Source organism: Maribacter arcticus (assembly GCF_900167935.1).
GTDB classification, from domain to species: Bacteria; Bacteroidota; Bacteroidia; order Flavobacteriales; family Flavobacteriaceae; genus Maribacter; species Maribacter arcticus.
In genome coordinates this window covers 111626-135767 of record NZ_FUYL01000007.1, presented here as the reverse complement: position 1 = coordinate 135767, position 24142 = coordinate 111626, and the positions used below count along the sequence as shown (strand labels likewise).

Annotated in this window: 21 protein-coding genes; 10 read left to right on the top strand and 11 right to left on the bottom strand. The window is 35.8% G+C overall.

From position 1 onward, the window contains the following. Positions 1–10: 10 nt before the first annotated feature. Together B5X55_RS12185 and B5X55_RS12180 are read right to left on the bottom strand one after the other, a co-directional pair. On the bottom strand, positions 11–808 hold the full coding sequence (locus B5X55_RS12185; protein ID WP_079512909.1) for a TIGR00266 family protein: 798 nt from the start codon (positions 806–808) through the stop codon (positions 11–13). Positions 809–971: 163 nt separating this feature from the next. Then, on the bottom strand, positions 972–1427 hold the full coding sequence (locus B5X55_RS12180; RefSeq protein ID WP_079512908.1) for a DUF4442 domain-containing protein: 456 nt from the start codon (positions 1425–1427) through the stop codon (positions 972–974). 191 nt (positions 1428–1618) lie between these two features. Here B5X55_RS12180 and B5X55_RS12175 point away from each other — a divergent pair, with 191 nt between their 5' ends. The 8 genes from B5X55_RS12175 to B5X55_RS12140 all read left to right on the top strand — a co-directional run bounded on the left by B5X55_RS12175 (position 1619) and on the right by B5X55_RS12140 (position 8381). Further along, a complete protein-coding gene (locus B5X55_RS12175; RefSeq protein ID WP_079512907.1) occupies positions 1619–2101 on the top strand; it encodes a DUF4870 domain-containing protein in 483 nt (160 codons plus the stop codon). Positions 2102–2151: 50 nt separating this feature from the next. Further along, a complete protein-coding gene (locus B5X55_RS12170; protein ID WP_234999726.1) occupies positions 2152–2553 on the top strand; it encodes a nuclear transport factor 2 family protein in 402 nt (133 codons plus the stop codon). A gap of 163 nt (positions 2554–2716) precedes the next feature. Continuing rightward, positions 2717–3052, top strand: coding sequence for a PadR family transcriptional regulator (locus B5X55_RS12165; RefSeq protein ID WP_068484071.1), 336 nt, complete (start codon positions 2717–2719; stop codon positions 3050–3052). A 2-nt stretch (positions 3053–3054) separates the two neighbouring features. Further along, positions 3055–4842 carry a PspC domain-containing protein gene (locus B5X55_RS12160; RefSeq protein ID WP_079512905.1) on the top strand — a complete coding sequence of 596 codons (1788 nt, stop codon included), beginning with the start codon at positions 3055–3057 and terminating at the stop codon, positions 4840–4842. Positions 4843–4939: 97 nt separating this feature from the next. Beyond that, positions 4940–5671 carry a head GIN domain-containing protein gene (locus B5X55_RS12155; RefSeq protein ID WP_079512904.1) on the top strand — a complete coding sequence of 244 codons (732 nt, stop codon included), beginning with the start codon at positions 4940–4942 and terminating at the stop codon, positions 5669–5671. Between the two features lie 89 nt (positions 5672–5760). Beyond that, positions 5761–6771: a dipeptide epimerase gene (locus B5X55_RS12150; RefSeq protein ID WP_079512991.1), complete on the top strand. Its 1011-nt coding sequence runs from the start codon at positions 5761–5763 to the stop codon at positions 6769–6771. Continuing rightward, positions 6771–7817, top strand: coding sequence for an aminotransferase class I/II-fold pyridoxal phosphate-dependent enzyme (locus B5X55_RS12145; protein WP_079512903.1), 1047 nt, complete (start codon positions 6771–6773; stop codon positions 7815–7817). Before B5X55_RS12150 ends, B5X55_RS12145 begins: the two co-directional genes overlap by 1 nt. Positions 7818–7934: 117 nt before the next feature. Next, a complete protein-coding gene (locus tag B5X55_RS12140) occupies positions 7935–8381 on the top strand; it encodes a hypothetical protein (protein WP_079512902.1) in 447 nt (148 codons plus the stop codon). Between the two features lie 70 nt (positions 8382–8451). Here B5X55_RS12140 and trxB read toward each other — a convergent pair whose 3' ends face one another. Then, positions 8452–9435: a thioredoxin-disulfide reductase gene (gene trxB, locus B5X55_RS12135; RefSeq protein WP_079512901.1), complete on the bottom strand. Its 984-nt coding sequence runs from the start codon at positions 9433–9435 to the stop codon at positions 8452–8454. A gap of 228 nt (positions 9436–9663) precedes the next feature. On the opposite strand from trxB, the gene B5X55_RS12130 reads away from it, so the two are divergent. Further along, positions 9664–10359, top strand: coding sequence for a LytR/AlgR family response regulator transcription factor (locus tag B5X55_RS12130; RefSeq protein WP_079512900.1), 696 nt, complete (start codon positions 9664–9666; stop codon positions 10357–10359). 14 nt (positions 10360–10373) lie between these two features. Here B5X55_RS12130 and B5X55_RS12125 read toward each other — a convergent pair whose 3' ends face one another. The 8 genes from B5X55_RS12125 to B5X55_RS12090 form a co-directional block, all read right to left on the bottom strand. Continuing rightward, positions 10374–11507 (bottom strand): formylglycine-generating enzyme family protein, encoded by a 1134-nt coding sequence (locus B5X55_RS12125; RefSeq protein WP_079512899.1) that lies wholly within the window; start codon positions 11505–11507, stop codon positions 10374–10376. A 49-nt stretch (positions 11508–11556) separates the two neighbouring features. Then, entirely contained in the window at positions 11557–14757 is a 3201-nt protein-coding gene (locus B5X55_RS12120) for a beta-galactosidase, LacZ type (RefSeq protein ID WP_079512898.1), read from the bottom strand. Between the two features lie 196 nt (positions 14758–14953). Next, complete coding sequence (locus tag B5X55_RS12115; RefSeq protein WP_079512897.1) at positions 14954–16516, bottom strand: arylsulfatase; 1563 nt, start codon at positions 16514–16516, stop codon at positions 14954–14956. Between the two features lie 33 nt (positions 16517–16549). Continuing rightward, the gene (locus tag B5X55_RS12110; RefSeq protein WP_079512896.1) at positions 16550–17683 is read right to left on the bottom strand and encodes an amidohydrolase; all 1134 of its coding nucleotides are present in this window, start codon (positions 17681–17683) and stop codon (positions 16550–16552) included. A 128-nt stretch (positions 17684–17811) separates the two neighbouring features. Further along, complete coding sequence (locus B5X55_RS12105) at positions 17812–18870, bottom strand: fatty acid desaturase family protein (protein ID WP_079512895.1); 1059 nt, start codon at positions 18868–18870, stop codon at positions 17812–17814. Then, entirely contained in the window at positions 18851–19957 is a 1107-nt protein-coding gene (locus tag B5X55_RS12100) for a fatty acid desaturase family protein (protein ID WP_159447543.1), read from the bottom strand. The genes B5X55_RS12105 and B5X55_RS12100 overlap by 20 nt, the downstream gene beginning before the upstream one ends. Before the next feature lie 136 nt (positions 19958–20093). After that, positions 20094–20747, bottom strand: a complete 654-nt coding sequence (fsa, locus tag B5X55_RS12095; protein WP_079512893.1) for a fructose-6-phosphate aldolase — start codon at positions 20745–20747, stop codon at positions 20094–20096. 26 nt (positions 20748–20773) lie between these two features. After that, on the bottom strand, positions 20774–22804 hold the full coding sequence (locus tag B5X55_RS12090) for a transketolase family protein (RefSeq protein ID WP_079512892.1): 2031 nt from the start codon (positions 22802–22804) through the stop codon (positions 20774–20776). 400 nt (positions 22805–23204) lie between these two features. On the opposite strand from B5X55_RS12090, the gene B5X55_RS12085 reads away from it, so the two are divergent. Next, positions 23205–24140, top strand: a complete 936-nt coding sequence (locus B5X55_RS12085) for an alpha/beta hydrolase (protein WP_143814486.1) — start codon at positions 23205–23207, stop codon at positions 24138–24140. Positions 24141–24142 lie beyond the last annotated feature (2 nt).

Here is a 24142-nt window from a genome sequence, read left to right as displayed (position 1 = left end):
TGACGAACAACTAAAATCGATTATCACCACCAACGATGTCTCCTAAAGTTCCGAGAATACTGCCTTCTCCTTTGTCCTTCCCTCCTCTAGGTATCGAGGCCAACACACGACCAGCCAAACGACTGAAAGGCAATGATTGAATATATACCGTACCCGGACCTCGTAAGGTTGCAAAGAACAATCCTTCACCACCAAAAACTGTATTTCGAATCCCTCCTACAAATTCAATATCATAATCAACATCTTTTGTGAACCCAACAATACATCCTGTATCGACTTTTAGAACTTCTCCTGGGCCTAATGTTTTTTTAGCTAAAGTTCCGCCTGCATGAATAAAGGTCATGCCATCACCCTCTAATTTTTGCATGATAAAACCTTCTCCACCAAAAAGTCCACGTCCTAATTTCTTTGAAAACTCAATACCAATCGATACTCCTTTTGCTGCACATAAGAAAGCGTCCTTCTGACAAGTAAAACGACCACCCATTTCAGATAAATCTATAGGTAGGATTTTTCCGGGGTATGGCGATGCAAAACTCACTTTTTTCTTACCCTGACCAATATTTAAAAAAGCAGTCATAAAAAGACTCTCACCAGTTAGCATACGTTTACCTGCAGAGAATATTTTACCTAAAACACTATTATCTTGATTACTACCATCACCAAAAATAGTATTCATTTTAATATCGGTGTCCATCATCATAAAGCTTCCCGCTTCGGCAACAACAGCCTCTTGAGGATCTAGCTCTATTTCTACATATTGCATTTCTTCGCCAAATATCTCGTAGTCTATTTCGTGTGCATTCATTTCTTTAATTTTATTGATTGATGCTTATTAGTTGTATGGAGTTTGTAAATTGTTACAATTAATTAAGATATTTTCTGAAACAATCTTTAGCCATAAAGCTTCTTAGTAGTATTTGTTGATGAATTCAATTGCAATAATTTTTTTATAGAATGCTTTTCTTGCATTATTTCTTCAATCGAACCGTCCACTCAAAGTGAAAGGTACTTACCACTACTCCATCTTCATTTACTCCAACAGATTTCATCCAAATGGTTTGCCCTTCACCTGTTGCTATAGTTTTATCTAATGCCTCTTTAATAGAATGCCCATCTTCACAAGTAAACGTAATTTTACCGGTAGCTTTTTTTGAGAAATTAGCTTTGTTATTGGCCACCAACATCGATATTTTCTTTCCTGTTGCTTCTATTTGGTCAATCATCAAAGCACCTGTTGACAATTCTGCTGCCATGCCCTGTACCGCCCAAAACATTGAATTAAACGGGTTCTGATTGATCCATTTATGCCGTACGGTCACTACAGCCATATTTTTATCTAATGTTCTTAAACGCACTCCGCACCACCATGCAGCGGGTAGTTTAAAAAAAGAGAACATATTGAATTTACTAGCGGTTACAACCATATTATCTTTAATTTTTGATAAAAATAGCCATTATATATAGCATACTAAAATGTTAAATTAATGTTAAATATTAGTACTATGTGTTACATAGTACCTTCTTTTAGCCATATATTTGCATAGGAAGTTAATAGGTTATCAACGTAATTAGCTTTTACATAGTATTAAAATCAATCATCAACAACGAATCAATCATGACAGAATCAGTAACAAAGCACGAAAGAAACCTCTCTGCACTCATACATGCGAGTACGTTTTCAAAATTCTTTATTCCTTTTGGGAATTTTATTATTCCGTTGGTATTATGGACAGCAAACAAAAAAGAATATGAATTTGTAGACCATAATGGTAAGCAGGCTTTAAATTTTCAAATAAGCATTCTACTCTACTCTATTCTAGTAGGTATGATTAGCATCCCTTTTTTCTTAGGTGGTTTAATTCCGAATATTTTCGACTTTGACCACTTTGGGTTTTCAAACCTTCAAAGTTTCAATTTTGCGGAGTTTCATTTTAATAGCGATGACTTTTTTGGCCCTTGGTTAATACCAGTTGCGTTATTAGGCCTAGCCCAATCAGCTTTGTTCATTATTAATATTGTATACACCATCTTGGCAACCATAAAAACAAATGAAGGTGAGCATTTTGAATATCCATTAACTATAAAATTCATAAAATAATGGGCCTAATTAAAATAATAATAATTCTAACTCTTGTATTGGTATCAAACATGCTTAAGGGTCAAGATGTAGAAAACGAAGCCCTTTACAATACCATTATGAAATTAGATAAAACTTATTTCACAGCATATAATGAGTGTGACATGAAAACACAAAGCGAATTCTACGATGAGGATATTGAGTTTTATCATGATATGGGCGGTTTAGCAACTGACAAAGCTGAACTTTTAAAAAGTATCGAAAAGAATATTTGTGGTAAAGTAACACGAACCTTAATTGAAGAGAGTGTAGAGGTTCATCCCATTAAAGATTTTGGTGCCATACAAATAGGAATGCATAAATTTTATAATAATCAGGAACCTAATGCCATATCGAAGCCAACAAAATTTATTGTTATCTGGAAAAAGACTAACAGTAAGTGGCTTATGAGCAGAGTAATCAGTTTACATTAAAAGCAGGGTACTCATCAAACCCTTAAGAGTTTATTAATCAATCAAAAATCAATCCGGATGTTTATTCATCGAACAAAAAACGAACAGTTAACCTATGCAGACAACAGACACCATGGAGCAAACCCCTCCACAAAGGGGACTGCATAAAAAGCAAAAAGACATTATGAATGTAGAAAACACAAAAGCGCAAATGCGAAAAGGGGTTTTGGAGTATTGCATCCTGTCCATCTTAAATGGACATGATAAATATGCTTCTGAAATCTTAGAGACGCTAAAAGATGCAAAAATGCTGGTAGTAGAAGGTACTATTTACCCACTACTAACCAGATTAAAGAACGCAGGACTTCTTAACTATCGTTGGGAAGAATCCACATCTGGACCACCAAGAAAATACTATACCTTAACCGAGACCGGAAAACTTTTCCTTAAAGAATTGGATACCACTTGGGATGAATTGAGAAAAGCCACAAACCTGGTAACCAACACAAAAAATAGCTAATCATGAACAAGACAGTAAATATAAATTTAGCAAACATGCTCTTCCATATCGATGAAGAGGCATTCAATAAAATGCGAAGGTATTTAGAATCGGTAAAACGATCCTTTGCAAACACTCCAGGTAGTGATGAAATCATTGCCGACATAGAAGCCCGTATTGCCGAACTATTTCATGACAAATTAGAAAATGAAAGACAGGTAATTACTCAAAAAGAGGTTGATGAAGTGATTGCCATTATGGGGCAACCTGAAGATTACATGGTAGATGAGGAAATCTTTGAAGATGAACCAAGAGCAAAATCTACAGGTTCAAAAGATAGAGTCAAAAAATTATATAGAGACACGGAGAAAAAATATGTAGCAGGGGTTTCTTCTGGCTTGGCGCATTACTTCGGTATTGATCCATTATGGATACGTTTACTATGGATTTTCTTAACCATTTTTACTTGGGGAGGTTTTATCTTCATTTATGGTCTTTTATGGATCCTTATTCCTGAAGCAAAGACCACATCCCAAAAATTGGATATGAGCGGTGAAACTGTTAATATCAGCAATATAGAACGTAAAGTTAAAGAGGGTTTTGATGACGTTGCGGATCGTGTAAAAAGTGTTGACTATGAGAAAGTAGGCAATACCGTCAAAAAAGGAGGTAAAACCATCTTTGACACCTTTGGAGATATTGTTATGTTTCTTTTCAAAATATTCGGAAAATTCATAGGCATTCTATTGGTAATTATTGGAGCTTCGACATTGATCGGACTATTCGTTGGTCTATTCACCGTAGGTATACTAGACGTAATACACGTACCTGGTATTGATTTCTATAATGTAGTCAACTCTACTAATCTACCTATTTGGGTAGTATCGTTATTGGCCTTTTTTGCTATAGGGATTCCATTTTTCTTCTTAATGTATTTAGGATTGAAAATATTGGTCAACAACTTGAAGTCTATAGGTAATATTGCAAAATTCTCACTTTTGGGTCTTTGGTTGATTTCTATAATTCTTTTAATCGTCTTTGGTATTAGAGAAGCTGCTTCTCATGCCTACACCGGTAGTACTTCGGTAGAAAATGAAATCACGAATGTCATTCCTTCAGACACCATTGCTATTAAAATAGTGACGACCGACGAGTTTGACTATGAAAAAGACATGCACATGGGAGATACCTTTATTTCATATGATGAAGCTGGTAATAAGATTTTGGTTTCAGATGATGTGAGGTTCCGCATAAGAAAATCACAAGATAGCTTAGTTCGTATTCAAGTGCGCAAAGAAGCTGATGGCCCATCTAATAAGGAAGCCAAAGAAATAGCTGACCAAATTATTTACGACTATGAAGTGAAAGGAAATACTATTTCTTTGAACGATTACTTAACTACTCAAGGTCCGAAATTTAAGGATCAAGAGGTTCGTGTAAATGTATTTCTACCTGTAGGTACTATTCTTACCTATGAGCAGGCAAGTAGTAGAAATTGGATTACCACCATGACAACTGATAAGGACGTTGATAATCTTGAAGGGTATACTTGGATAATGGCAGACAACGGCGAATTACAATGCCTAGACTGTCCTGAATCTATGAATGTGGATGATGATGACGATGAAGAAAATCGCATTAACATCAATGGAAAAGGTATTGATATTAATATTAACGGTAATGGGGAAAAAGGTAAAATAAAAATCAATGAAAATGGTATTGATATCGATGTCAATGATAATGGTGAATCCTTTAAAATGAAATTAGATGAGAATGGCGTAAAAATCAACGCTAACGATAGTATCAACTAATTACAGTTCATATACCATAATCTACAATTGAGTAATATTTAATCGTAGAAAAATTATAAAACAATCAATTTTACATCAATCTAAAAAACAAACAATCATGACAACACTAGTAAGAATTACAATCGCACTCGTTCTAGCCCTTTTGCTTACCTCTTGTGGCTTTGACATTAACTTCGGAGATTTCGGCACAGGAGAAAAAGGAAACGGCGTAGTCGTTGAAGAAACTCGAGAAATTACTGAAGAGTTTACGGTAGTATCAGCATCAGAAGGAATCGATGTATTTGTAACGCAAGGCAGTGATTTTGACATCTCAGTTGAGGCAGATGAAAATATCATGGATTTAATAGGCACCGATATTAAAAATGGAAAATTGAAAATCCATGCAATAGAGAATATAGGTAGAGCTACCAAAAAGGTCTATATTACTTTACCAAAAGTAAGTGGATTACATGCTTCAAGTGGAGCTAATTTAACTGCCGAGAATATGATACAGTCAGAAAAATTAGAAGTTGACGCCAGTAGTGGCGCTATGTTAAATGCAAATGTAAATGTGTCGGACATGGAAATAGACGCTAGCAGCGGGGCTAACATTACCCTATCTGGTTCTGCCAAAGAAGTGTATGTAGATGGCAGTAGTGGTGCTAATATTAAAGCAAACGAACTACAGACATCATCTTGTAATGCCGATGCAAGTAGCGGTGCAAATATTAGTATCGATGTTATCGATAACTTAACCGCTGAAGCTTCAAGTGGCGGCAATATATCGTACAAAGGCAACCCGTCGGTACAGAAGAACAAATCGGTTTCGGGTAGCGTGCACAAGTATTAAAACTCATCAATCAACTTAACTTTAAAAACCCACTGAATTATCAGTGGGTTTTCATTTTTTAGTCTAACCCTAATATGTATATTAGTACTATGCAAGTACACTTAAAGAAATACACATTACCATTGAAGCACACCTTTAGCATCTCAAGAGAATCGCATGATTCTCAAGACACTATGATTGCTTCCTTAACATTAAATGGTCTAACCGGGTTTGGTGAAGCAACCTCGAATCCTTATTACAAAATCACCACCAACAGTATGATGGATGAAATTGGAGCCATCTCACAAGAAATTGAGAAGTTAGAATTTACCACACCAGAAGTTTTTCATGCCTTTTTGGTGAGTAAAGGCTTATCGAACTTTGCTATTTGTGCTTTAGATTTGGCTGCTCACGACCTTTATGGAAAATTATTAGGCAAGCCTTTATATGAAATTTGGGGTACAAGCATCGAAAATTATCCTATTACCAATTATACCATCGGTATTGCCTCCGTTGATGTGATGTTGGCGAAAATGCAAGAAATGCCATGGCCCATTTACAAAATTAAATTAGGTACAGCCGATGATGTGGCTATTGTAAGAGAACTTAGAAATCATACCGATGCTATATTTAGAATAGATGCAAATTGCGCGTGGACCGCTCAAGAGACAATATTTAATGCTCCTCTATTGAAAGAACTTGGTGTTGAGTTTTTAGAGCAACCACTAAAAGCTGATGATTGGTCGGGTATGGAAGAAGTTATGCACCATAGTGTTCTGCCGGTAATGGCCGATGAAAGTTGCATTGTAGAAAGTGATGTTGAAAAATGTGCACTGCATTATAGTGGTATTAATATTAAACTGACCAAATGTGGCGGACTCACCCCTGCCCTACGTATGATTAAAAAAGGAAAGGATTTAGGTCTTAAGGTTATGGTAGGTTGTATGACAGAATCTACTGTTGGCATTTCTGCCATTGCACAATTACTTCCGCAATTAAACTATGTGGATATGGATGGTGCGCTTCTTTTAAAAAGTGATATTGCAACAGGAGTTCATATAGAACCAAATGGCAAAGTGATTTTTCCAAAACTTGCCGGTTCAGGTGTACAATTATTATAATGATTACCATTGATGAATTTCCTGGTAGAGCAATTACTATAGATGGTAAAGACTTTCTATACTTTGGTGGTACATCTTATTTAGGCCTACAAACCGATACTGATTTCCAAAAGCTATTCATTAAGAACATAAAAAAATATGGCACTTCTTACAGTGCTTCACGAAAATCTAATATTCGCATTTCTATTTTTGATAAGGCAGAATCATACTTATCAAATACAGTAGGCAGTGAAAGCTGTATTACCATGTCTTCAGGGTATTTGGCAGGGCAATTGGTCTGTGATTATTTCAGTAAAGCAGACTATAAATTATACTATGCTCCTAATACTCACTCTGCTTTATTAAGAGGAAAACAAGAAGTGTATCAAAACTGGAAGCAACTTGAAACTGATATTTTAAAGCACCAGGGGGAAAAACAGGTCATATTCTTAGACAGTATTGATTTTAATGGCAGTAATTACCCCGGTTACAAACCTCTTCAGAAATTAGCGCTAGAAAATATAATTCTTGTTATAGACGATTCTCATGGTATTGGTATCACAGGTGAAAATGGTGGTGGCAGCTTCTCTTACTTACAATCATTACAACCAAAAGAATTAATAGTTACTTGCTCATTAGGAAAAGGTTTCGGCATACAGGCAGGTGCCATATTTGGTCGTCAGTCAATAATTGAAAACCTAAAAGAAACTCAGTTTTTTGGAGGCTCTAGTCCGGCTACACCAGCTGCTTTAGCTACCTTAATAGATGCGCATTCTATTTTTCTATGCAAAAGAGACTTATTAAATCGAAATACAGCCTTATTCTTGAAAAATTTAGCTAATCCATTATTCTTTTCAGCTTCTGAAAGGCACCCAACATTTAGCTTTAAAAATGAACAATTGGCTACCTTGCTAGAAGAAAATGGAATTCTAGTTACCAATTTTCGCTACCCAACCGAAGTTGATGATTTAATGAGTCGTATTGTTCTTAGTTCTTCCCATGAAAAAGAAGATATTCTCAAACTTTGTAAAATACTGAACACGCTATCAATCTACAACACTCAATAACTTCTTGGTGTTATTGTTAAATTCTTAATTTTTTAATTAAAATTTTAACATATTCTAAATTTATTTCGTATCTTTTTAGTAGATAATCAATTGCATTATTAACTAAAAAATACCACCATGAAAAAAATTATAGGATTGGTTTTATTGATGCTTGTCTTGGTTTCAGCTGCCTCGACTAATTCAATCAACGAGAATTATATGCATACCATTCAAGGCACGTGGGAATTAGAAAGTTTCTACAATTACGATGGACAACAAATTATCGATACCGTGCCGACCACTGACGGTTATCGACAAGTGAAAATGTACTATAATGGAAAAGTTATGTGGAGCCGTTATGTACCTGTAGACAAAATTGGAAGGTTCGGATACGGTTCCTATAGCATTACCGATGATAGGCTTATAGAAACTTTAGAATATGGCGATAATGAAATGATAATGGCCATGGACACCATGCGGATTTTCACTTTCGAACTTCAACTTGGTGATGATAAGTTCAGTCAAATAAGCTTAGATGAAGAGGGCAATAGAACATTCTCAGAAAACTACAAAAGAATTGATTAGCTTAAATTCAATTTTAATTAAAAAACGCCGTTTCTACGAAACGGCGTTTTTTAATACAACTATTTTAAACCTATAGATTATACTGACCAGCAATCGGCTCCTCTACAGAACCTATTGTAGCTAAATAACGTTCAGCATCTAAAGCAGCCATGCAGCCTGTACCAGCTGCAGTAATCGCTTGCCTGTACTCTTTATCTTGTGCGTCACCGCTTGCAAATACCCCAGGCAAATTGGTTTTGGTAGACTTACCTTTAGTAATTAGATATCCTGTTTCATCCATATCTAACTGGCCTTTAAAAATATCGGTATTTGGTTTATGCCCAATCGCAATGAATAAACCAGTAATAGCGATATCTTCTTTTACCCCTGTTTTATTGTTTACCACTCGTAAACCTTCTACAACCTGTTCACCAAGAACTTCGTCTACTTCGGCATTGTAACGAACCTCAACATTCTTTAGGCTGTTAACTCTATGCTGCATTGCTTTTGACGCTCTCATTTCGTCTTTTCGCACCAACATGGTTACTTTATTACAAATATTCGCTAGGTAAGATGCTTCTTCTGCAGCAGTATCTCCTGCACCAACAATGGCAACATCTTGACCTTTATAGAAAAAACCATCACAAACTGCACAAGCAGAAACTCCTCCTCCACGTAAACGTTGCTCACTAGGTATATTTAAATATTTAGCTGTAGCACCAGTAGAAATAATAACAGTTTCAGCCTCTATTTGCTTTTCACCATCGGCAACTACCTTATGAATTCCTCCTTTTTCCTTTGAAAATTCAACCGATGTAATCATACCAATTCTAACTTCAGTACCAAAACGCTCAGCTTGCTGTTGCAATTGCACCATCATGGTAGGTCCGTCGATACCTTCTGGATAGCCCGGAAAATTATCTACTTCTGTAGTAGTTGTCAATTGTCCACCTGGTTCCATACCGGTATACATGACAGGTTTCAAATCTGCACGTGCAGCATAAATAGCTGCTGTGTACCCTGCTGGGCCAGATCCTATAATTAATGTTTTTACGCGTTCTATTTTATCAGACATAATATCAAGTGGTTCAATTATTATTCTCAAATGCAAAAGTAGGTTTTTGAGCAAAAAACTTACAATTAAGTTATCAAAAGTTTTAATCTAATCATTAGATAATCATATACCTAATCTATAATTTTAATCAGTTTATTTTAATTATAATATTATCATAAAATATGTAAAAAAATGAACTTTCGGTCTATACAACACGTAAGTATTCTAGAACCAATGAAGTATTGATAGATGAAAAAATTAAAATGTGCCATAGTTGAAGATTCAAAAGTACAACGAACTTTATTGGAACAGGTCATAGATAAAACTTCAAACCTAGAACTTTTATATTCATTTACCAGCAGTACAGAAGCCTTAGAAAAGATTAATTCATCTCATATTGATTTGTTATTTCTAGACATTGAGATGCCCACTATGAACGGGTTTGAGTTTTTAGCAGGATTAAAAACAATACCACAAGTAATTATTACTAGTCAAAACCCGAAGTATGCATTAGAAGCATTCGATTATAATGCAATCGATTTTCTATTAAAACCTTACAATAAAACTAGATTTGAATTTGCAGTCAATAAAGCTATCAGCAAAATTAAAACTACCGCTAAAAGCAAACCTGAAAACAAATTGGTCGTTAAGCATAATTTGAAACAGATTGAGCTTAATATTCATAATATACTATGGGTAGAGGCCCTAGGTGATTATGTGAAAGTAATTACCCCAGAACGTAGTTATGTGATTCTATCTACATTAACCACTTTTAATAAGAAGCTTGGTGAAGATAAATTTCTAAGAATACACAAATCGTATATCGTTAATTTAAGCATGGTTGAACGATATAATCATGAATTCATTGAAATAAGGGATAAAAAAATACCAATTAGCCGAGCCAAAGGTATAGAGCTAGACCGACTTTTAAAGTGTGTGGAATAATTCTAACTACCCAATTATTTAGTTAACATATCTATGCTCACTACTGTTCTAAACCCTGTGTGTTCTAATGAAGAATCCATACTTGAACCCATACGAGCAGATACTCGATAACTAGCACAATAAGAATCACTACATAAAAATGAACCTCCTTTAATAACTTTCTCTTTGGCAAGCGGATTATTAGGTGTAAACGGACTATTTGCACCCATTGGATTGATTAAGACAGTATTTTGACCGTTCATCTCTTTATAATAATTGGTATTGTACCAATCGCTCGTCCACTCCCAAACGTTACCTGCCATATCATAAAGACCATAAGCGTTTGCAGGATATGATTTTACAGGTGCACGTAATTCAAACCCATCATTTTTGCTATTACTAACCGGAAAATCACCTTCCCAGGTATTTGCCATTTCACTCAAAACAGAAACATCATTACCCCAATTATATACGGAACCGTAAGAACCTGCTCTTGACGCCAGTTCCCATTCAGCCTCTGTCGGTAAACGCCTATTGGCCCATTCACAATATGCCAAGGCATCTTCATAAGCGATTTGAACAACAGGGTAATTATCTTTCCCTTTAATAGTACTTTTTGGTCCGTTTGGATGTTGCCAGTTTGCTCCGATGGTCCAGTTCCACCATTGGGAAAAATCATACAGGTTTGTAACTGGAGACTTGGATTTCTTAAAAGTCAATGAACCAGGTTGTAATATTGAATCATGTGGCTTTGGTGTACCTGGTGGCACTTGCTTTTTTAGCTCTTCCCAATCTATCCCTCTTTCCGCTATAGTCACATAACTTGTAGCATCTACAAATTCTGAAAATTGTTTGTTGGTTACTTCTGTAGCATCCATAAAAAAACCATCTACCAAAACATCTATAGCAGGTTTTTCATGGCCCATAGCCATTTTATCACCAGCAACTGCTCCTTGTTTAAACGTGGCGCCAGACACCCATACCATGCCTTCTGGTGCAATTAATTCATCGGGTTTGTTAACTAGAATAGCATGCTCCTCAACTTCCGAAGTTATATTTTCCTTTACTGTGTTTGTCTCTGGACGTTTCTTCTCCTTAGTTTCTGACTTACAGTTAGCAAGCATCACTATAAGAATACTTAAACCAAGTACTTTAATACTATTCTTCATCTGCTAACTGAATAATTTTTTTATTTAAAATGTACTACTATTCAACTACTTAGTTTATCGGACTAATCATATATTGAAAAGAAAGGTTTTCTGGTTTAATCTGATATTCTTCGTGTGGCAGTAATCCCCAGCTGTTATCACCACCTACACCCATTTGACTGTGGTCTATATTGATATTTATCAAGTCTCTCTTAGGTATATCGAAAGTATGTTGTTGCCTCTTTTGCATACCCTCATCAAAATCTGAATTTAATTGATGATGAGCACTAAAAGCAAACAGTTTTGGAGCGCTAATCTTAATTCCTTTTCCTGCTGAATTAGCGAATGATAATGTTCTTATATCTGTTCTATTCCCGTTTTCTTGCGGGCGGATATATTCAAAATACAAATCGGAAACACTAGCATCATACAAACCAACCAATGCAGATGTTTTACGATCTTGATAATTCTCATGCTCTCCCCTACCATACCATGTTACTTGGTCATAGCTATTATCGATGATAAAGTTATTTCCAAATCTAGGTAAAATGGGTAAGTTGTCTTGAATGCCCAATAATTGAGTGCTTACCAAAATCTCCCCTTTATTGTTAATGGTATAGGTGATGTTCACCTGGCCATTAACTGCTGGTAAATCATAACTTGCCATTAACTTAAGGTCCTTTCTAATTTTAAAAGGATTCGCAGAAAGCTGTACCACATCTATAATCTTCTTACCCTCATTAGAATTTACCTCTAAGCTGATAATGTTTTGTGTTTCTGTTGCTTGCTTCCATTTTTGTAAAAGCTCTGGCATATTATAGCCATAATCGTTATCTATTGGAGCACGCCAAAAATTTACACTTGGTCCTTTCTGTAATAAATTTCCGTGTCCATAATCAATAGACATCAACATACCGTCGGCACTATTAAAACCTATTTCAAAACCATCGCCCTTAACAACAACAATAGCATCAGCTTTGGTTACTTCAAGTCCGTCAATATTATCTTCAAATATCGTTGGTATGTAATCTGTTAACTGAAACTGCTCATAGGCCAATAAAAAATGCTCTGGTATAAGTGCAGCTTCTTTTTTTGTGGTCATATAAACGTTCAAGTGATATTCTGAATTTGAATTAAGTAATTCAGGTAAATCTATCTGAATATCTTTGGTTTCATACGGCGCTATATCTACATCTGCTAAATTACCTTTTGACACCTCTACTCCGTTTTCTAATACGCTCCAAGAAAAAGCATATTCAGATAAATTCGTGAAGTCGTACATGTTCTTTATACTGATTTTGCCCGATTTCGGATTTTCAGATCTGAACTTTACATTTTGATATACTTTTTTCACCTCATATAAAGAAGGGTGTGCCGAACGATCAGGGTTAACCAATCCGTTTAAGCAGAAGTTATTATCATTCTGTAATTCAGCTCCTCCTAAATCGCCACCAAAGGCATAAAATTCCACTCCGTCTTCATTCGTTGTCTTCAAACCTTGATCTACCCAATCCCAAATGAAGCCACCTTGCAACACATCATACTTTTCAATAACATCCCAATAGTCTTGTAAATTACCTACACTATTACCCATTGCATGTGCATACTCACATTGAATCAAAGGTCTTTTAGGGTCATTTTCGGCATACTCGATTGTTTGTTTAATCGTCGCATACATTGGTGCTTGTATATCTGAATTTGAGAAGTTAGTCGCGCCTTCGTATTGTACTGGACGGGTATTATCATGTGCCTTTAACCAATCATACGTATCAAAAAGGTTTTGACCATTACCTGCTTCATTTCCTAAAGACCAAGTTACTATCGAGGTGTAATTTTTATCGCGCTCGAACATACGAATGGTTCTATCTAAATGCATTGCATTCCACTCTGGCCTGTAAGCTGGGTGAATTTTAATTGCTTCTTCATCACCATCTAAACCTTGGTTGGTCGTACCCATACCATGAATTTCAATGTTTGCTTCATCAACTACATAAAAACCATATTTATCGGCCATTCTGTAGAAAAACTCATTCTTTGGGTAATGACTGCAGCGAATCGCATTGATATTGTTGCGCTTCATTACCTCCATATCTTTTAGCGTAACCTCTTCACTTATAACATGACCGGTAACTTCATCGTGATCATGTAGGTTTACTCCTTTAATCAAAACCGGTTGGCCATTCACCAAAAATTGATTGTTCTTAATTTCAATTTTTCTGAATCCGATTTTAGAACTTATCGCTTCTGTAACATTGCCTTTCTTATCCTTTAATGTGAAGAGTAGGGAATACAAATTTGGTTTTTCTGCATTCCAAGTTTTTACATCTTTAATTTCTTGAGCAAACTTCACTGATGTGTTACCAGTATTTAAATCTAAATTTTGATTTATAGAAAAAACTTCGGTAGCACCATCTAACAAGGTCACTTCTACTTGATATCCTTTTAATTTCTTACCGGTATTTGTCAATTTTAAATCTAAATTGAATTTACCCTTAGTATAAGTTTCGTCTAAATCTGCAACTACCGTGTAATCTTTCATGGTTGCCGTACTCGTTGCATATAAATAGACATCTCTATCGATACCGCTTAAACGCCAAAAATCTTGATCTTCTAAATAGCTAGCATCTGACCAGCGTAATACTTGTACCGCTAAAGAATTCTTCCCTTCTTTCAGGTATTTAGAAATATTGAATTCTGCAGGTGTTTTACTGCCTTCGCTATAGCCTACCTTTTGTCCGTTAACATATACGTACATGGCACCACTTACTCCGCCGAAATGAAGATATACGTCTTTACCATCCCAATTTTTTGGAGTTTCAAAATCACGCTTATAACTTCCAACGGAATTAATATCATGAGGAATAAATGGAGGATTCTTCGGATAAGGATATACAACATTCGTGTAAATAGGAATACCATAACCTTTCAATTCCCAGTTTGATGGTACTGCAATTTTATCCCAACCTGATGTATCAAAATCGGTATTAAAAAAGGTAGTCGGTCTTTCTGGCACACTAGCTACGTACTTAAAATCCCATTCACCATTTAACGATTGATAAAAAGAGGAGTTGTCCCAACTATCATTCTCCAGGGCCGTTTTCGAATTTTCATAACGGTATAAGGCTGCAGTTGGGTCTTCTCTATTAATTTGAAATATTTCAGGATTCTCCCACTCCGGGTTCTCCCATTTCGGTGCTTGGGCCTGAACTAACATTGCTGTAAACAATAAAAGACTTAGGATACTACTCTTAATTTCGTTTTTCATTTTCATTTAATTCTGTTTTGAATAGCACCATAAAATGCCATTTCATCCAGTTCAATGATGATATAGCAATTAGTATAGATTTTTAAATATGTATTGATAATTAGAGCAATATTAAATTCCGAATACAACTAATTATTCCATCATTGCAAAATACAATTAAACTGGCCAATGCAAAAAAAAGCGATAAAATATTCTAGGTAATTTATCTTTCTAACAACCCTTTTTCTATAAGAGGAATTTGAAAGCGTTCCGTTTCTGCTGTAGCATGCTCTTTTTTAAAGATGGCCGCTGCTCGTTCTAATATTTCAGGATGCTGTGCAGCAACATTTACTTGCTCAGTAGGATCATCTTTTAGATTATATAATTCTAACGTAGGTTCTTTGTCATCATTTAGGTGCTGACGTATAACCTTCCAATCACCCATTCTAATAGCTACTTGACCTCCATATTCAGGAAACTCCCAATACAGAAATTCGTGTTGAACCTGATTTTCTTCACCCAGTAAAGTGGGTAAAAAACTTATACCATCCGTTTGTTCTTTAAATGGTGTATCAACCATATCGGCAAATGTGGCCAGCATATCATAATGTGCCGAAGGTAGGTCGCTCGTAGTACCTGCCTTTATCTTATTTGGCCATGTAAAGAACGTGGGTACCCGAATTCCGCCTTCATACACGAAGCCTTTTCCTTTGCCATATTTTCCATCAAATGGTTTAGCACTATCAAAGAATTCGGGGTCGGCGCCACCAGCGTAACTTGGGCCGTTATCCGATGTAAAAACGATCAGCGTATTATCATAAATACCTTCGTCTTTTAACTGCTTCACCAACTTACCTACATTCTCATCGAAATAGGAAACCATGGCAGCATAGGCCGCATGCGGATTCTGATGTGAAAAATATCCATTGCCTTCACCTGATAAATAAGGTTCTTCTGGTCCGAATTTTTTAATATAATAATCAACCCAACGTTGTGGCGCTTGCAACGCTACATGCGGAATCGGAGTTGCCCAATACAAGAAAAACGGATTGTCTTTATTCTCAGACACAAAACCAGTCAACTCTTTAAACATTAAATCTGGTGCATAGTCTGTTAATGTATAATCTTTATAGCTTTCTGGATTCTTAGGGTCTGCATCTTTTGTAAATGGTGTACTAGGTGCAATGGTATCATTGGCTAAATGAACCCTATTTCTGTTTTTGTATAAGTGTAGCGGATAATATGTATGTGCCTGTCGTTGGCAATTAAAGCCGTAGAAAAAATCAAAACCCATTTCATTGGGAATAGAATGTGTATGTGGTGCGCCTAAGCCCCATTTACCTACTAGTGCCGTTTTATAGCCGTCATCTTTAAGATAATTAGCGATGGTCTTCGTTCCTTTCGGTACTGGGCGTTGACCTTCTAAAGTAGAGTCTTTTGCCATGGCTTTATAGTTCCAAACATCACCGCGGTCGTTCCATTCATCATTGCCACGTATAAAGGCTTTACCAGAATGTTTTCCTGTTAAAAACATATATCGGGCTGGTGCACATACGGGCGCACTAGAATAATGCTGGGTAAAAATCACTCCCTCTTTCCCTAGGGCATCTATATTAGGCGTTTCTATTTTCTCTTGACCGAAAACCCCAATTTCCGCATAACCCAAATCATCGGCTAAAATGTAAATGATATTTGGTTTTTGCACTTCGGGTTCAATTGCCTTCTTTTCTTCTTGACATGAAAAGAGGAGAATAGTTATTAGGTTTAAAAGAATCAGATTTTTCATTTCAGACGGATTGGATGGTTATACTAAAGATACCTATTTTCCTAAAATCTCTTCAATCAAACCTTTAAACATCAGTAGACCAGTATCTATTAATTCATCGGGGAAATCATAATTAGCATGATGCAAAGACGGATGCTGTTCGCCAGCACCTAATCCGAAAATAGCACTTTTATAGTTTTGAGAAAACCATCCAAAATCTTCGCCAAACCGAAGTGGGGAATGTATCTTTATTAAGTCGAATCCTTTTTGCGCAGCCACCTTTTCTACTAATTCAGTACAGAATACATTGTTTTCGGAAGCCGGAAAAAACTCGAACCAATCGATGTTATAACTCAATTGATACTTTTTAGCCATAACATTAACTGCATCTTTAATCTTATCTTCTAACTCGCTCATTAGCTGTCCGCTCCATGTTCGAATTGTATAGTGCAGCTCTGCATTTTCAGGGGAAATACCGTAGGTTTTCTCACCAATGTTTATACAAATCGGTGTCAACAATGAAAAATCATCACTTTCAAAATTCGGATTAGCAAACGAGGAAAACACCTGAATCAACTCTGCCGCTGCTAGTGACGGATTCACTCCATTTTCTGGTTCAGAAGCATGTGCTTTTTTTCCTTTCAATTGAATACATATACTTTGTACCGTGGCTGTAAAATAGCCTGGTTTCACTAGTATAGAATGTAATTTCTGACCTGGTAAATTATGAAGCGCAAAAACATAATCTGGCGCAAGGTTTGTAAACTTAGCATCTGCTAAAATCTTTGCTGCACCTTTTCCTGTTTCTTCTGCAGGCTGAAAAAGTAACACCACTTTTCCATTTTTGAATTCGGCCTCTTTTAACCAAATCGATAACCCAGCCACTATTGCCATATGCCCGTCATGCCCGCATTTATGCGAAACGCCCTTGTTTTTAGAATGATGTTCAAAAGTATTTTCCTCTAAAATTGGTAACGCATCTAGTTCGCATCGAATGACCACGGTTGCCCCATTATTCCCAAACTCATAGATAATAGCTACCCCTTCCCCACCGATATTTTCAATGATGTTGGTTGGGTGATAATCCTTTACAAATTCAACAATACGTTTTGCAGTGGTATGCTCTTGACCAGAAAGTTCAGGGTGTTGATGTAACTCTTTTCTTAGATTAACCAATGTATTCTTCATACAATTAAATATAATCCAAATACAGTTAAATCAATACTACTATATCAGTTTCAAAAAAATAAAATATTAATTTACTTTAGTGAACTGGACTAGAGTATTTCTTAGGATACAGTGTTCTAAACTGTTATTTAATTCTGAACCCCTCTTTTTTTTAATAGTTTTAAATGTGAAATGACTCCACCTAGGTAGGTTGTTTGATTAGGTATAATGTTGTTTTCTAATAGTGCATCATACAAAATTCGGTTTAGTTTTGGATAATGATAATGGCTGATATTAGGGAATAAGTGATGGGCAATATGGTTATTTACGCCACCAAAAATGAAGTTAGCCATATTACTAAAAGGATAAAAGTCATTCGAGCTTTTTATTTGATTCATAAACCATGACGTATTTATCAACCCCTCTTTATTAGCGGTTGGATAGTTTGCGCCATTCACGTGATGGGTGATAAAAAAAGTGAAAAGCGTATACAAAGATTGTACCATGTGCATTGCTAAAAAGGCAGTTAAAACAACCCAAATAGATTGAAGAGAATACAAAATTGGAAGGATTAATAAATAGAATAAGTAAAATGATTTTAGAGCAATAAAAGTAACCAAGTATCTCAATTGTTGTTTTTTTGCTTTGGGTGCAAATTGTCTCAAAACAATGAAGTCCTTCATAAATACCCAATAAAAGGAATATGACATATAAGCAAAGGGAGCATATATGTATTGGTACTTATGGTACCATTTACGACTGCCTTGTGGTAATACTCGAATTAATCCAGTTATAGCTAAGTCTGTATCAAAGTTTGCCACATTTGGAGCAATGTGATGAGAGTTAATATGTCTTTTTTTCCATGCCTCCGGGTGAGCCCCTACCAAGGTATAGATAAACTCAAAAAACAAATTGTCCCAAAAGGGGTGTTTAAAAATTGAATGATGACTCAGGTCATGCGCAAAATTGAAACAAAGTAAAACAGCTATAAATCCAAATAACACAAAATTCAAAACAAAAGCAATGGGATTACTTATTGTATAGATTAATATGTAGCTAGTGATGGCCAAGCTAAAATAGAACAAACCTTTAAGCACAAAATACCTGTTGGCTTTTCGTTTATCCATTGGAAGTTTCACCTGAATTTGATTGTAAATCGATTTATACAAATCAGTATGAGCAGTTACATTAAGATGCTTTGCTTTCATATGTAAGGGGTATAATTGATTGTTGACGCCCCATTTTATAAAGGAACCTGTAATAAGACCTCAATGCTTGTCCATAAGACATATTCATGTAATTAATCCCATGTTTTTGAGCTGTTTCAATAAATATCGGGAGTAGGTTAAGGTAATGAACATGGCTAATGTTAGGCAAAATATGATGCATAGCGTGTGCATTAAATCCGCCTAAGGTCCAGTTTAAAAAAGTGCTCTTGGCATTATAGTCAACCGAGGTACTCATTTGTAAAGTAGGCCAGCTAATTGGTAGTTTCCCTTCTTTATCTGGAGTTGGGTGTTCTACATAATCAGACAAATGAGAAACGCCTAGTACACTTGTGAAAACAATAGAGACCATAAAGTGATTTAAAATAAAAGCCAAAAGAACATTGTAAATACCAAAAGGTAATAAATAGACAGGTAATATAATCATATAGCCAATGTAAAGCAGCTTAAATAAAATGAGTTTTATAACCTCCACAAAAGGCATATTAACCTTAATCGTTCTGCTTGACTTTCTAAAAAGCATTAGAAACTCACGAACAAAGAACCAGTTGATAGAATATAGTAAACTTAATATTGGTGCATAGAGGTATTGATATTTATGAAATGTTTTTAGCGGTTGGGTTGAAGTCATTCTCAGTACTGGGTTATTGAGCACATCAATATCGCTTCCTTCTATATTTGTATATAAATGATGGGACTCATTGTGGTTCTTCCCCCATACATATGCGTTATTTCCTTGGAGATTAAAACTAAGCGAAAACAAAAGCTTGTTCCAAAATTTGCTTTTTACTGCAACCCCATGAGCTGCATCATGAGAAATATTAAACGCTGTTAAAAGTATAGAAAGTCCCATGAGCAAATAGAAAGAGTAAAACGCAATTGTTGATATACTGGTAATCATAAGAGCATAAAACAGTATGTCAAGACTGAAATACATGATTATTTTAAATACCATAATCTTATTCCCTGTTTTTTGAATATTTTTTGTCGAAAAGTACTGCTCAATTCTCTCGTTAAGTTCTTTATAAAAGTCAGAACCTTTGTCTTTTGTGAATTTTAATTTGTTCATTGTTAAAATACTTTCTAATTGTTTACAACAATGGAATATGGTCAATAATGACATCTCCTTATACCTACTAATGTACCACAAAAAAAGCATCACTTTTCAGTGATGCTTTTTACTAAATCTAAATTATTTTTAAAGACTAATTCCCTTTATTATAATCAGCTAAGAATTTCTCTAAACCACTATCAGTTAATGGGTGTTTCAATAGTCCAGTAATTGAACTTAAGCCACCAGTCATAACATCTGAGCCAAGTTTAGCACAATCGATAATGTGCATTACGTGACGTACCGATGCCGCTAAAATTTGAGTTTGATATCCGTAGTTATCATAGATCAAACGAATATCTGCAATAAGACCTAAACCATCTGTTGAGATATCATCTAAACGACCAATGAAAGGAGATACATACGTTGCACCTGCCTTTGCAGCCAATAATGCCTGACCTACAGAGAATACCAACGTACAGTTTGTTTTATATCCTTTATCTGAAAAATACTTGATTGCCTTAACACCTTCTTTAATCATAGGTACTTTAATAACAATCTGCGGGCTAATTTTAACCAACTTCTCGCCTTCTGCTACCATACCATCAAAATCGGTAGAAATCACCTCAGCACTTACATCACCATCTACAAGGTCACAAATTTTCTTGTAATGTGCCATAATGTTTTCTGCACCTGTAATACCTTCTTTTGCCATTAAGGAAGGATTGGTAGTTACACCATCTAAAATACCCATATCTTGAGCTTCCTTAATCTCGTCTAAATTTGCTGTATCTATAAAAAATTTCATCTGTTATCTATTTTAAAAATGATTACTTAGTTTAAAAAATCCATTACTTCTTTATACACTTGATCTCCGGTGAATCCGAATTTCTCATCCAATACACTTGCTGGTGCAGAATATCCAAAATGCTCTAATCCAAACACTTTTCCGTTAGCTCCTGCTAATCCTTCCAAGTTTACTGGCAAACCTGCTGTAAGTCCGAAAACTGGTTTGTTCGGCGGAATTACCTTTTCTTGGTATGCTTCAGATTGTTGTCTGAAAATACCTTCTGATGGTATAGACGCTATATTTACTTTAAGACCTTCTTTTTCCTCTAACAATTTGGTTGCAGCGACTAAAGTTGCAACCTCAGAACCATTTGCAATTAAAATCACATCTGGATCCGCAACTTCTTGTATTAAATAACCACCTTTTTCAGCTCCTAGAGCTTCTTGGTAACGGTTACCACTTTTTGCAGGAACATCTTTAATACCTTGTCTAGACAAAATAAGTCCGGTTGGGGTCTTAGTATTTTCCATAGCCATTTTCCATGCTACATTGGTCTCTTGAGAATCTGCAGGACGCAAAGCAACAAAACTCTGTTCATGGCTATGGTTCTTCAATTTCTCTAATAATCGTATTTGAGCTTCTTGCTCGACAGGTTGGTGAGTTGGTCCGTCTTCACCTACTCTAAAGGCATCATGAGTCCAAACAAATTTCACCGGTAGTTCTTGTATACAACTTAAACGTATTGCCGGTTTCATATAATCGGAGAATACGAAGAACGTTGCAACTACTGGAATAGCACCACCGTGAAGCGCGATACCGTTAGCCATTGCCGTCATTGTTAACTCTGCAACACCTGCTTGTAAGAAAGCACCGGAGAAATCACCTTTCTTTAAAATGTGAGTTTTCTTTAAGAAACCATCAGTTTTATCACTGTTCGATAAATCGGCAGAAGAAACAATCATGTTCTCAACGTTCTGTGCTAAATACGCTAAAACATTAGATGAAGCCGCACGCGTCGCCTGACCATCTTTTTGTTCAATAGAACTAAAATCAAGATTAGGTAATTTACCTTCTAAGAATCCGTCTAATTTTGCAGAAAGCTCAACATTCTCTGAACGCCATGCATCTATTTCTTTCTTCTTAGCCTGAGCTTCGTCTTTCTTTTTATTAATAATGCCTTCATAGTATTCTTCTACTTTTGAATAGATATCAAAAGGATTCGCTACATCGGCACCTAAATTCAATAAGGTTTTTTCATAATCTGCACCTGTATCGCCAATTGGCTTACCGTGCAGTTCCGTATACCCTTCATAAGGTGAACCATCTGTAGTTACGCAACCTTTACCCATTATCGTTTTACCAATAATCAAGGTAGGCCTTTCAGTTTCTGCGTTAGCATCTGAAAGTGCTTTTCTTATTTGCTCATGGTCATGACCGTCGATAGTAACAACTTTCCACCCCCATGATTCGTACTTCATTGCTGTATTCTCAGAAGTAACCTCATCTGTTTTAGATGAAAGTTGAACATCATTAGAATCGTAGAACATAATAAAATTGCTTAAACCTAAATGGCCAGCAATTCTACCTGCACCTTGCGATATTTCTTCTTGTACACCACCATCAGAAATAAAACCATAAATTTTATGGTTCATCCAATCTCCAAAACGAGCTTTTAAGAAATTTGCCGCAACTGCAGCTCCTACTCCCATGGTATGACCTTGACCTAATGGTCCTGATGTATTTTCAATTCCTCTTGCCACATCAACTTCTGGGTGACCAGGAGTTACTGAACCCCATTGTCTGAAATTAGCGACATCATTTTTTTCGTAATTACCCAATAGATAATACTGAGCATACATTAAAGTTGATAAGTGCCCTGCATCCATGAAAAAACGGTCACGAAATGGCCACTGCATATCTGAAGGATCGTAGTTGAAAAATTCAGAGTATAAAATGTGCATGTAGTCTGCGCCTCCCATCGGTCCGCCTGGGTGTCCAGAATTTGCCTTTTCCACCATGGCTACTGCTAATGCCCTTATATTATCAGCTGCTAATTGATCTAGTTCCTTATTCATTTATTGTAATATTATTTTTAAGGTTTGTGTTTGCTTTAAAACTACTAAAATCTCCTCAAAGATACTTTATATCAAGCGCTAATTAAAATTATTGGAGCAACATAATTCTATAGCGTTCAAGTGCTAAGCTCAAGTACTCCTATAGATTATAATATCAAAACTTTCGAAAGGGTTTTCGAAGACAGCATTTATACCCAAACCCATCTATTATTTTATTAATTACTAGATTTTAATGACTTACAGACTACATTTGCCTGTTTTTAGCATTCGAAACTATAACGACAATTTATAAGTGATGCTTTACCAATGAAATTAGATTCTCATTTATAATTCGATTTATAACGTTTTTATCCTATTCTGTTTACTGCTGATGTAGTTAGTAACAGCTCAATTATCCCATATGAATTTGAAAACCCTATCAATTGAATTTTACAAATACCTCCTTTTAGTTGGCTTCTTCCTTTCTATGAATTCAATCATAGGGCAAACAATCGATTCTAAGAAGGTAAACGTTCAAATGAAAACCTATAATTACGCAGATACACTGCTACTTGACTACTACACAATACCAACCGATACATTTAAAATGAAACCGACCATACTATTGGTTCACGGTGGTGGTTTTACAGCAGGGCAACGTAACGGTGGTGATGAAAAGGGTTTAAGTAAATACTTGGCAAGATTAGGCTTTAATGTTGCTTCTATAGATTATAGGCTATCGCGGAAAGGAAAATCTTTTGGTTGTGATTGTGCTACGTCTATAAAAATGAATACCTATACTGAAGCTGTTGCCGACCTTTCTAAAGCGATAAATTATCTAACTAAGAGTGCAAAACCTTTTCGGGTAGATTCTTCTAAAATTTTCTTGATTGGAAGCAGCGCCGGAGCTGAAACGGTATTGAACTTTCTTTTTATGCGGTACGATTATCGTTTTAAAGACCTACCCTACCCAGATGCAACCATACTGGGAGCCATAAGTTTATCTGGCGCAGTCGTTGATGAAAACAATATTTATGCCGGCAACAAGGTTCCTTTGCTTTTTTTTCATGGCATGAAAGACACAGTTGTACCTTACGGTACTAGTGCGCATCGTAATTGTGCTACTACCGACGTTGGATATTTGAATTTAAACGGACCTAAATCGATTACTGAACGTTTATCTGATTTGGATGGAAATTACAAAGTGTATCATGATACGGAAGGCGGACACGAATGGGCTTCTCTCGGATTTGATTTTCCAGAATTGATAAGTGACTTTTTAGAGCAAGTTTTAAACGGCGAAGCCACTATGAGAGATTTTGAAACTATTATTTCTCCCGTAGAAAGCAAAGAATAAGT

Coding starts and splice junctions, on each gene's coding strand:
- B5X55_RS12175 (WP_079512907.1), top strand. CDS start 1,619: ATGACAGAATCAGTAACAAAGCACGAAAGAAACCTCTCTGCACTCATA.
- B5X55_RS12100 (WP_159447543.1), bottom strand. CDS start 19,957: ATGAACAAATTAAAATTCACAAAAGACAAAGGTTCTGACTTTTATAAA.
- B5X55_RS12165 (WP_068484071.1), top strand. CDS start 2,717: ATGAATGTAGAAAACACAAAAGCGCAAATGCGAAAAGGGGTTTTGGAG.
- trxB (WP_079512901.1), bottom strand. CDS start 9,435: ATGTCTGATAAAATAGAACGCGTAAAAACATTAATTATAGGATCTGGC.
- B5X55_RS12115 (WP_079512897.1), bottom strand. CDS start 16,516: ATGAAAAATCTGATTCTTTTAAACCTAATAACTATTCTCCTCTTTTCA.
- B5X55_RS12145 (WP_079512903.1), top strand. CDS start 6,771: ATGATTACCATTGATGAATTTCCTGGTAGAGCAATTACTATAGATGGT.
- B5X55_RS12110 (WP_079512896.1), bottom strand. CDS start 17,683: ATGAAGAATACATTGGTTAATCTAAGAAAAGAGTTACATCAACACCCT.
- B5X55_RS12125 (WP_079512899.1), bottom strand. CDS start 11,507: ATGAAGAATAGTATTAAAGTACTTGGTTTAAGTATTCTTATAGTGATG.
- B5X55_RS12185 (WP_079512909.1), bottom strand. CDS start 808: ATGAATGCACACGAAATAGACTACGAGATATTTGGCGAAGAAATGCAA.
- B5X55_RS12180 (WP_079512908.1), bottom strand. CDS start 1,427: ATGGTTGTAACCGCTAGTAAATTCAATATGTTCTCTTTTTTTAAACTA.
- B5X55_RS12155 (WP_079512904.1), top strand. CDS start 4,940: ATGACAACACTAGTAAGAATTACAATCGCACTCGTTCTAGCCCTTTTG.
- B5X55_RS12090 (WP_079512892.1), bottom strand. CDS start 22,804: ATGAATAAGGAACTAGATCAATTAGCAGCTGATAATATAAGGGCATTA.
- B5X55_RS12140 (WP_079512902.1), top strand. CDS start 7,935: ATGAAAAAAATTATAGGATTGGTTTTATTGATGCTTGTCTTGGTTTCA.
- B5X55_RS12085 (WP_143814486.1), top strand. CDS start 23,205: ATGAATTTGAAAACCCTATCAATTGAATTTTACAAATACCTCCTTTTA.
- B5X55_RS12130 (WP_079512900.1), top strand. CDS start 9,664: ATGAAAAAATTAAAATGTGCCATAGTTGAAGATTCAAAAGTACAACGA.
- fsa (WP_079512893.1), bottom strand. CDS start 20,747: ATGAAATTTTTTATAGATACAGCAAATTTAGACGAGATTAAGGAAGCT.
- B5X55_RS12120 (WP_079512898.1), bottom strand. CDS start 14,757: ATGAAAATGAAAAACGAAATTAAGAGTAGTATCCTAAGTCTTTTATTG.
- B5X55_RS12150 (WP_079512991.1), top strand. CDS start 5,761: ATGCAAGTACACTTAAAGAAATACACATTACCATTGAAGCACACCTTT.
- B5X55_RS12105 (WP_079512895.1), bottom strand. CDS start 18,870: ATGAAAGCAAAGCATCTTAATGTAACTGCTCATACTGATTTGTATAAA.
- B5X55_RS12170 (WP_234999726.1), top strand. CDS start 2,152: ATGCTTAAGGGTCAAGATGTAGAAAACGAAGCCCTTTACAATACCATT.
- B5X55_RS12160 (WP_079512905.1), top strand. CDS start 3,055: ATGAACAAGACAGTAAATATAAATTTAGCAAACATGCTCTTCCATATC.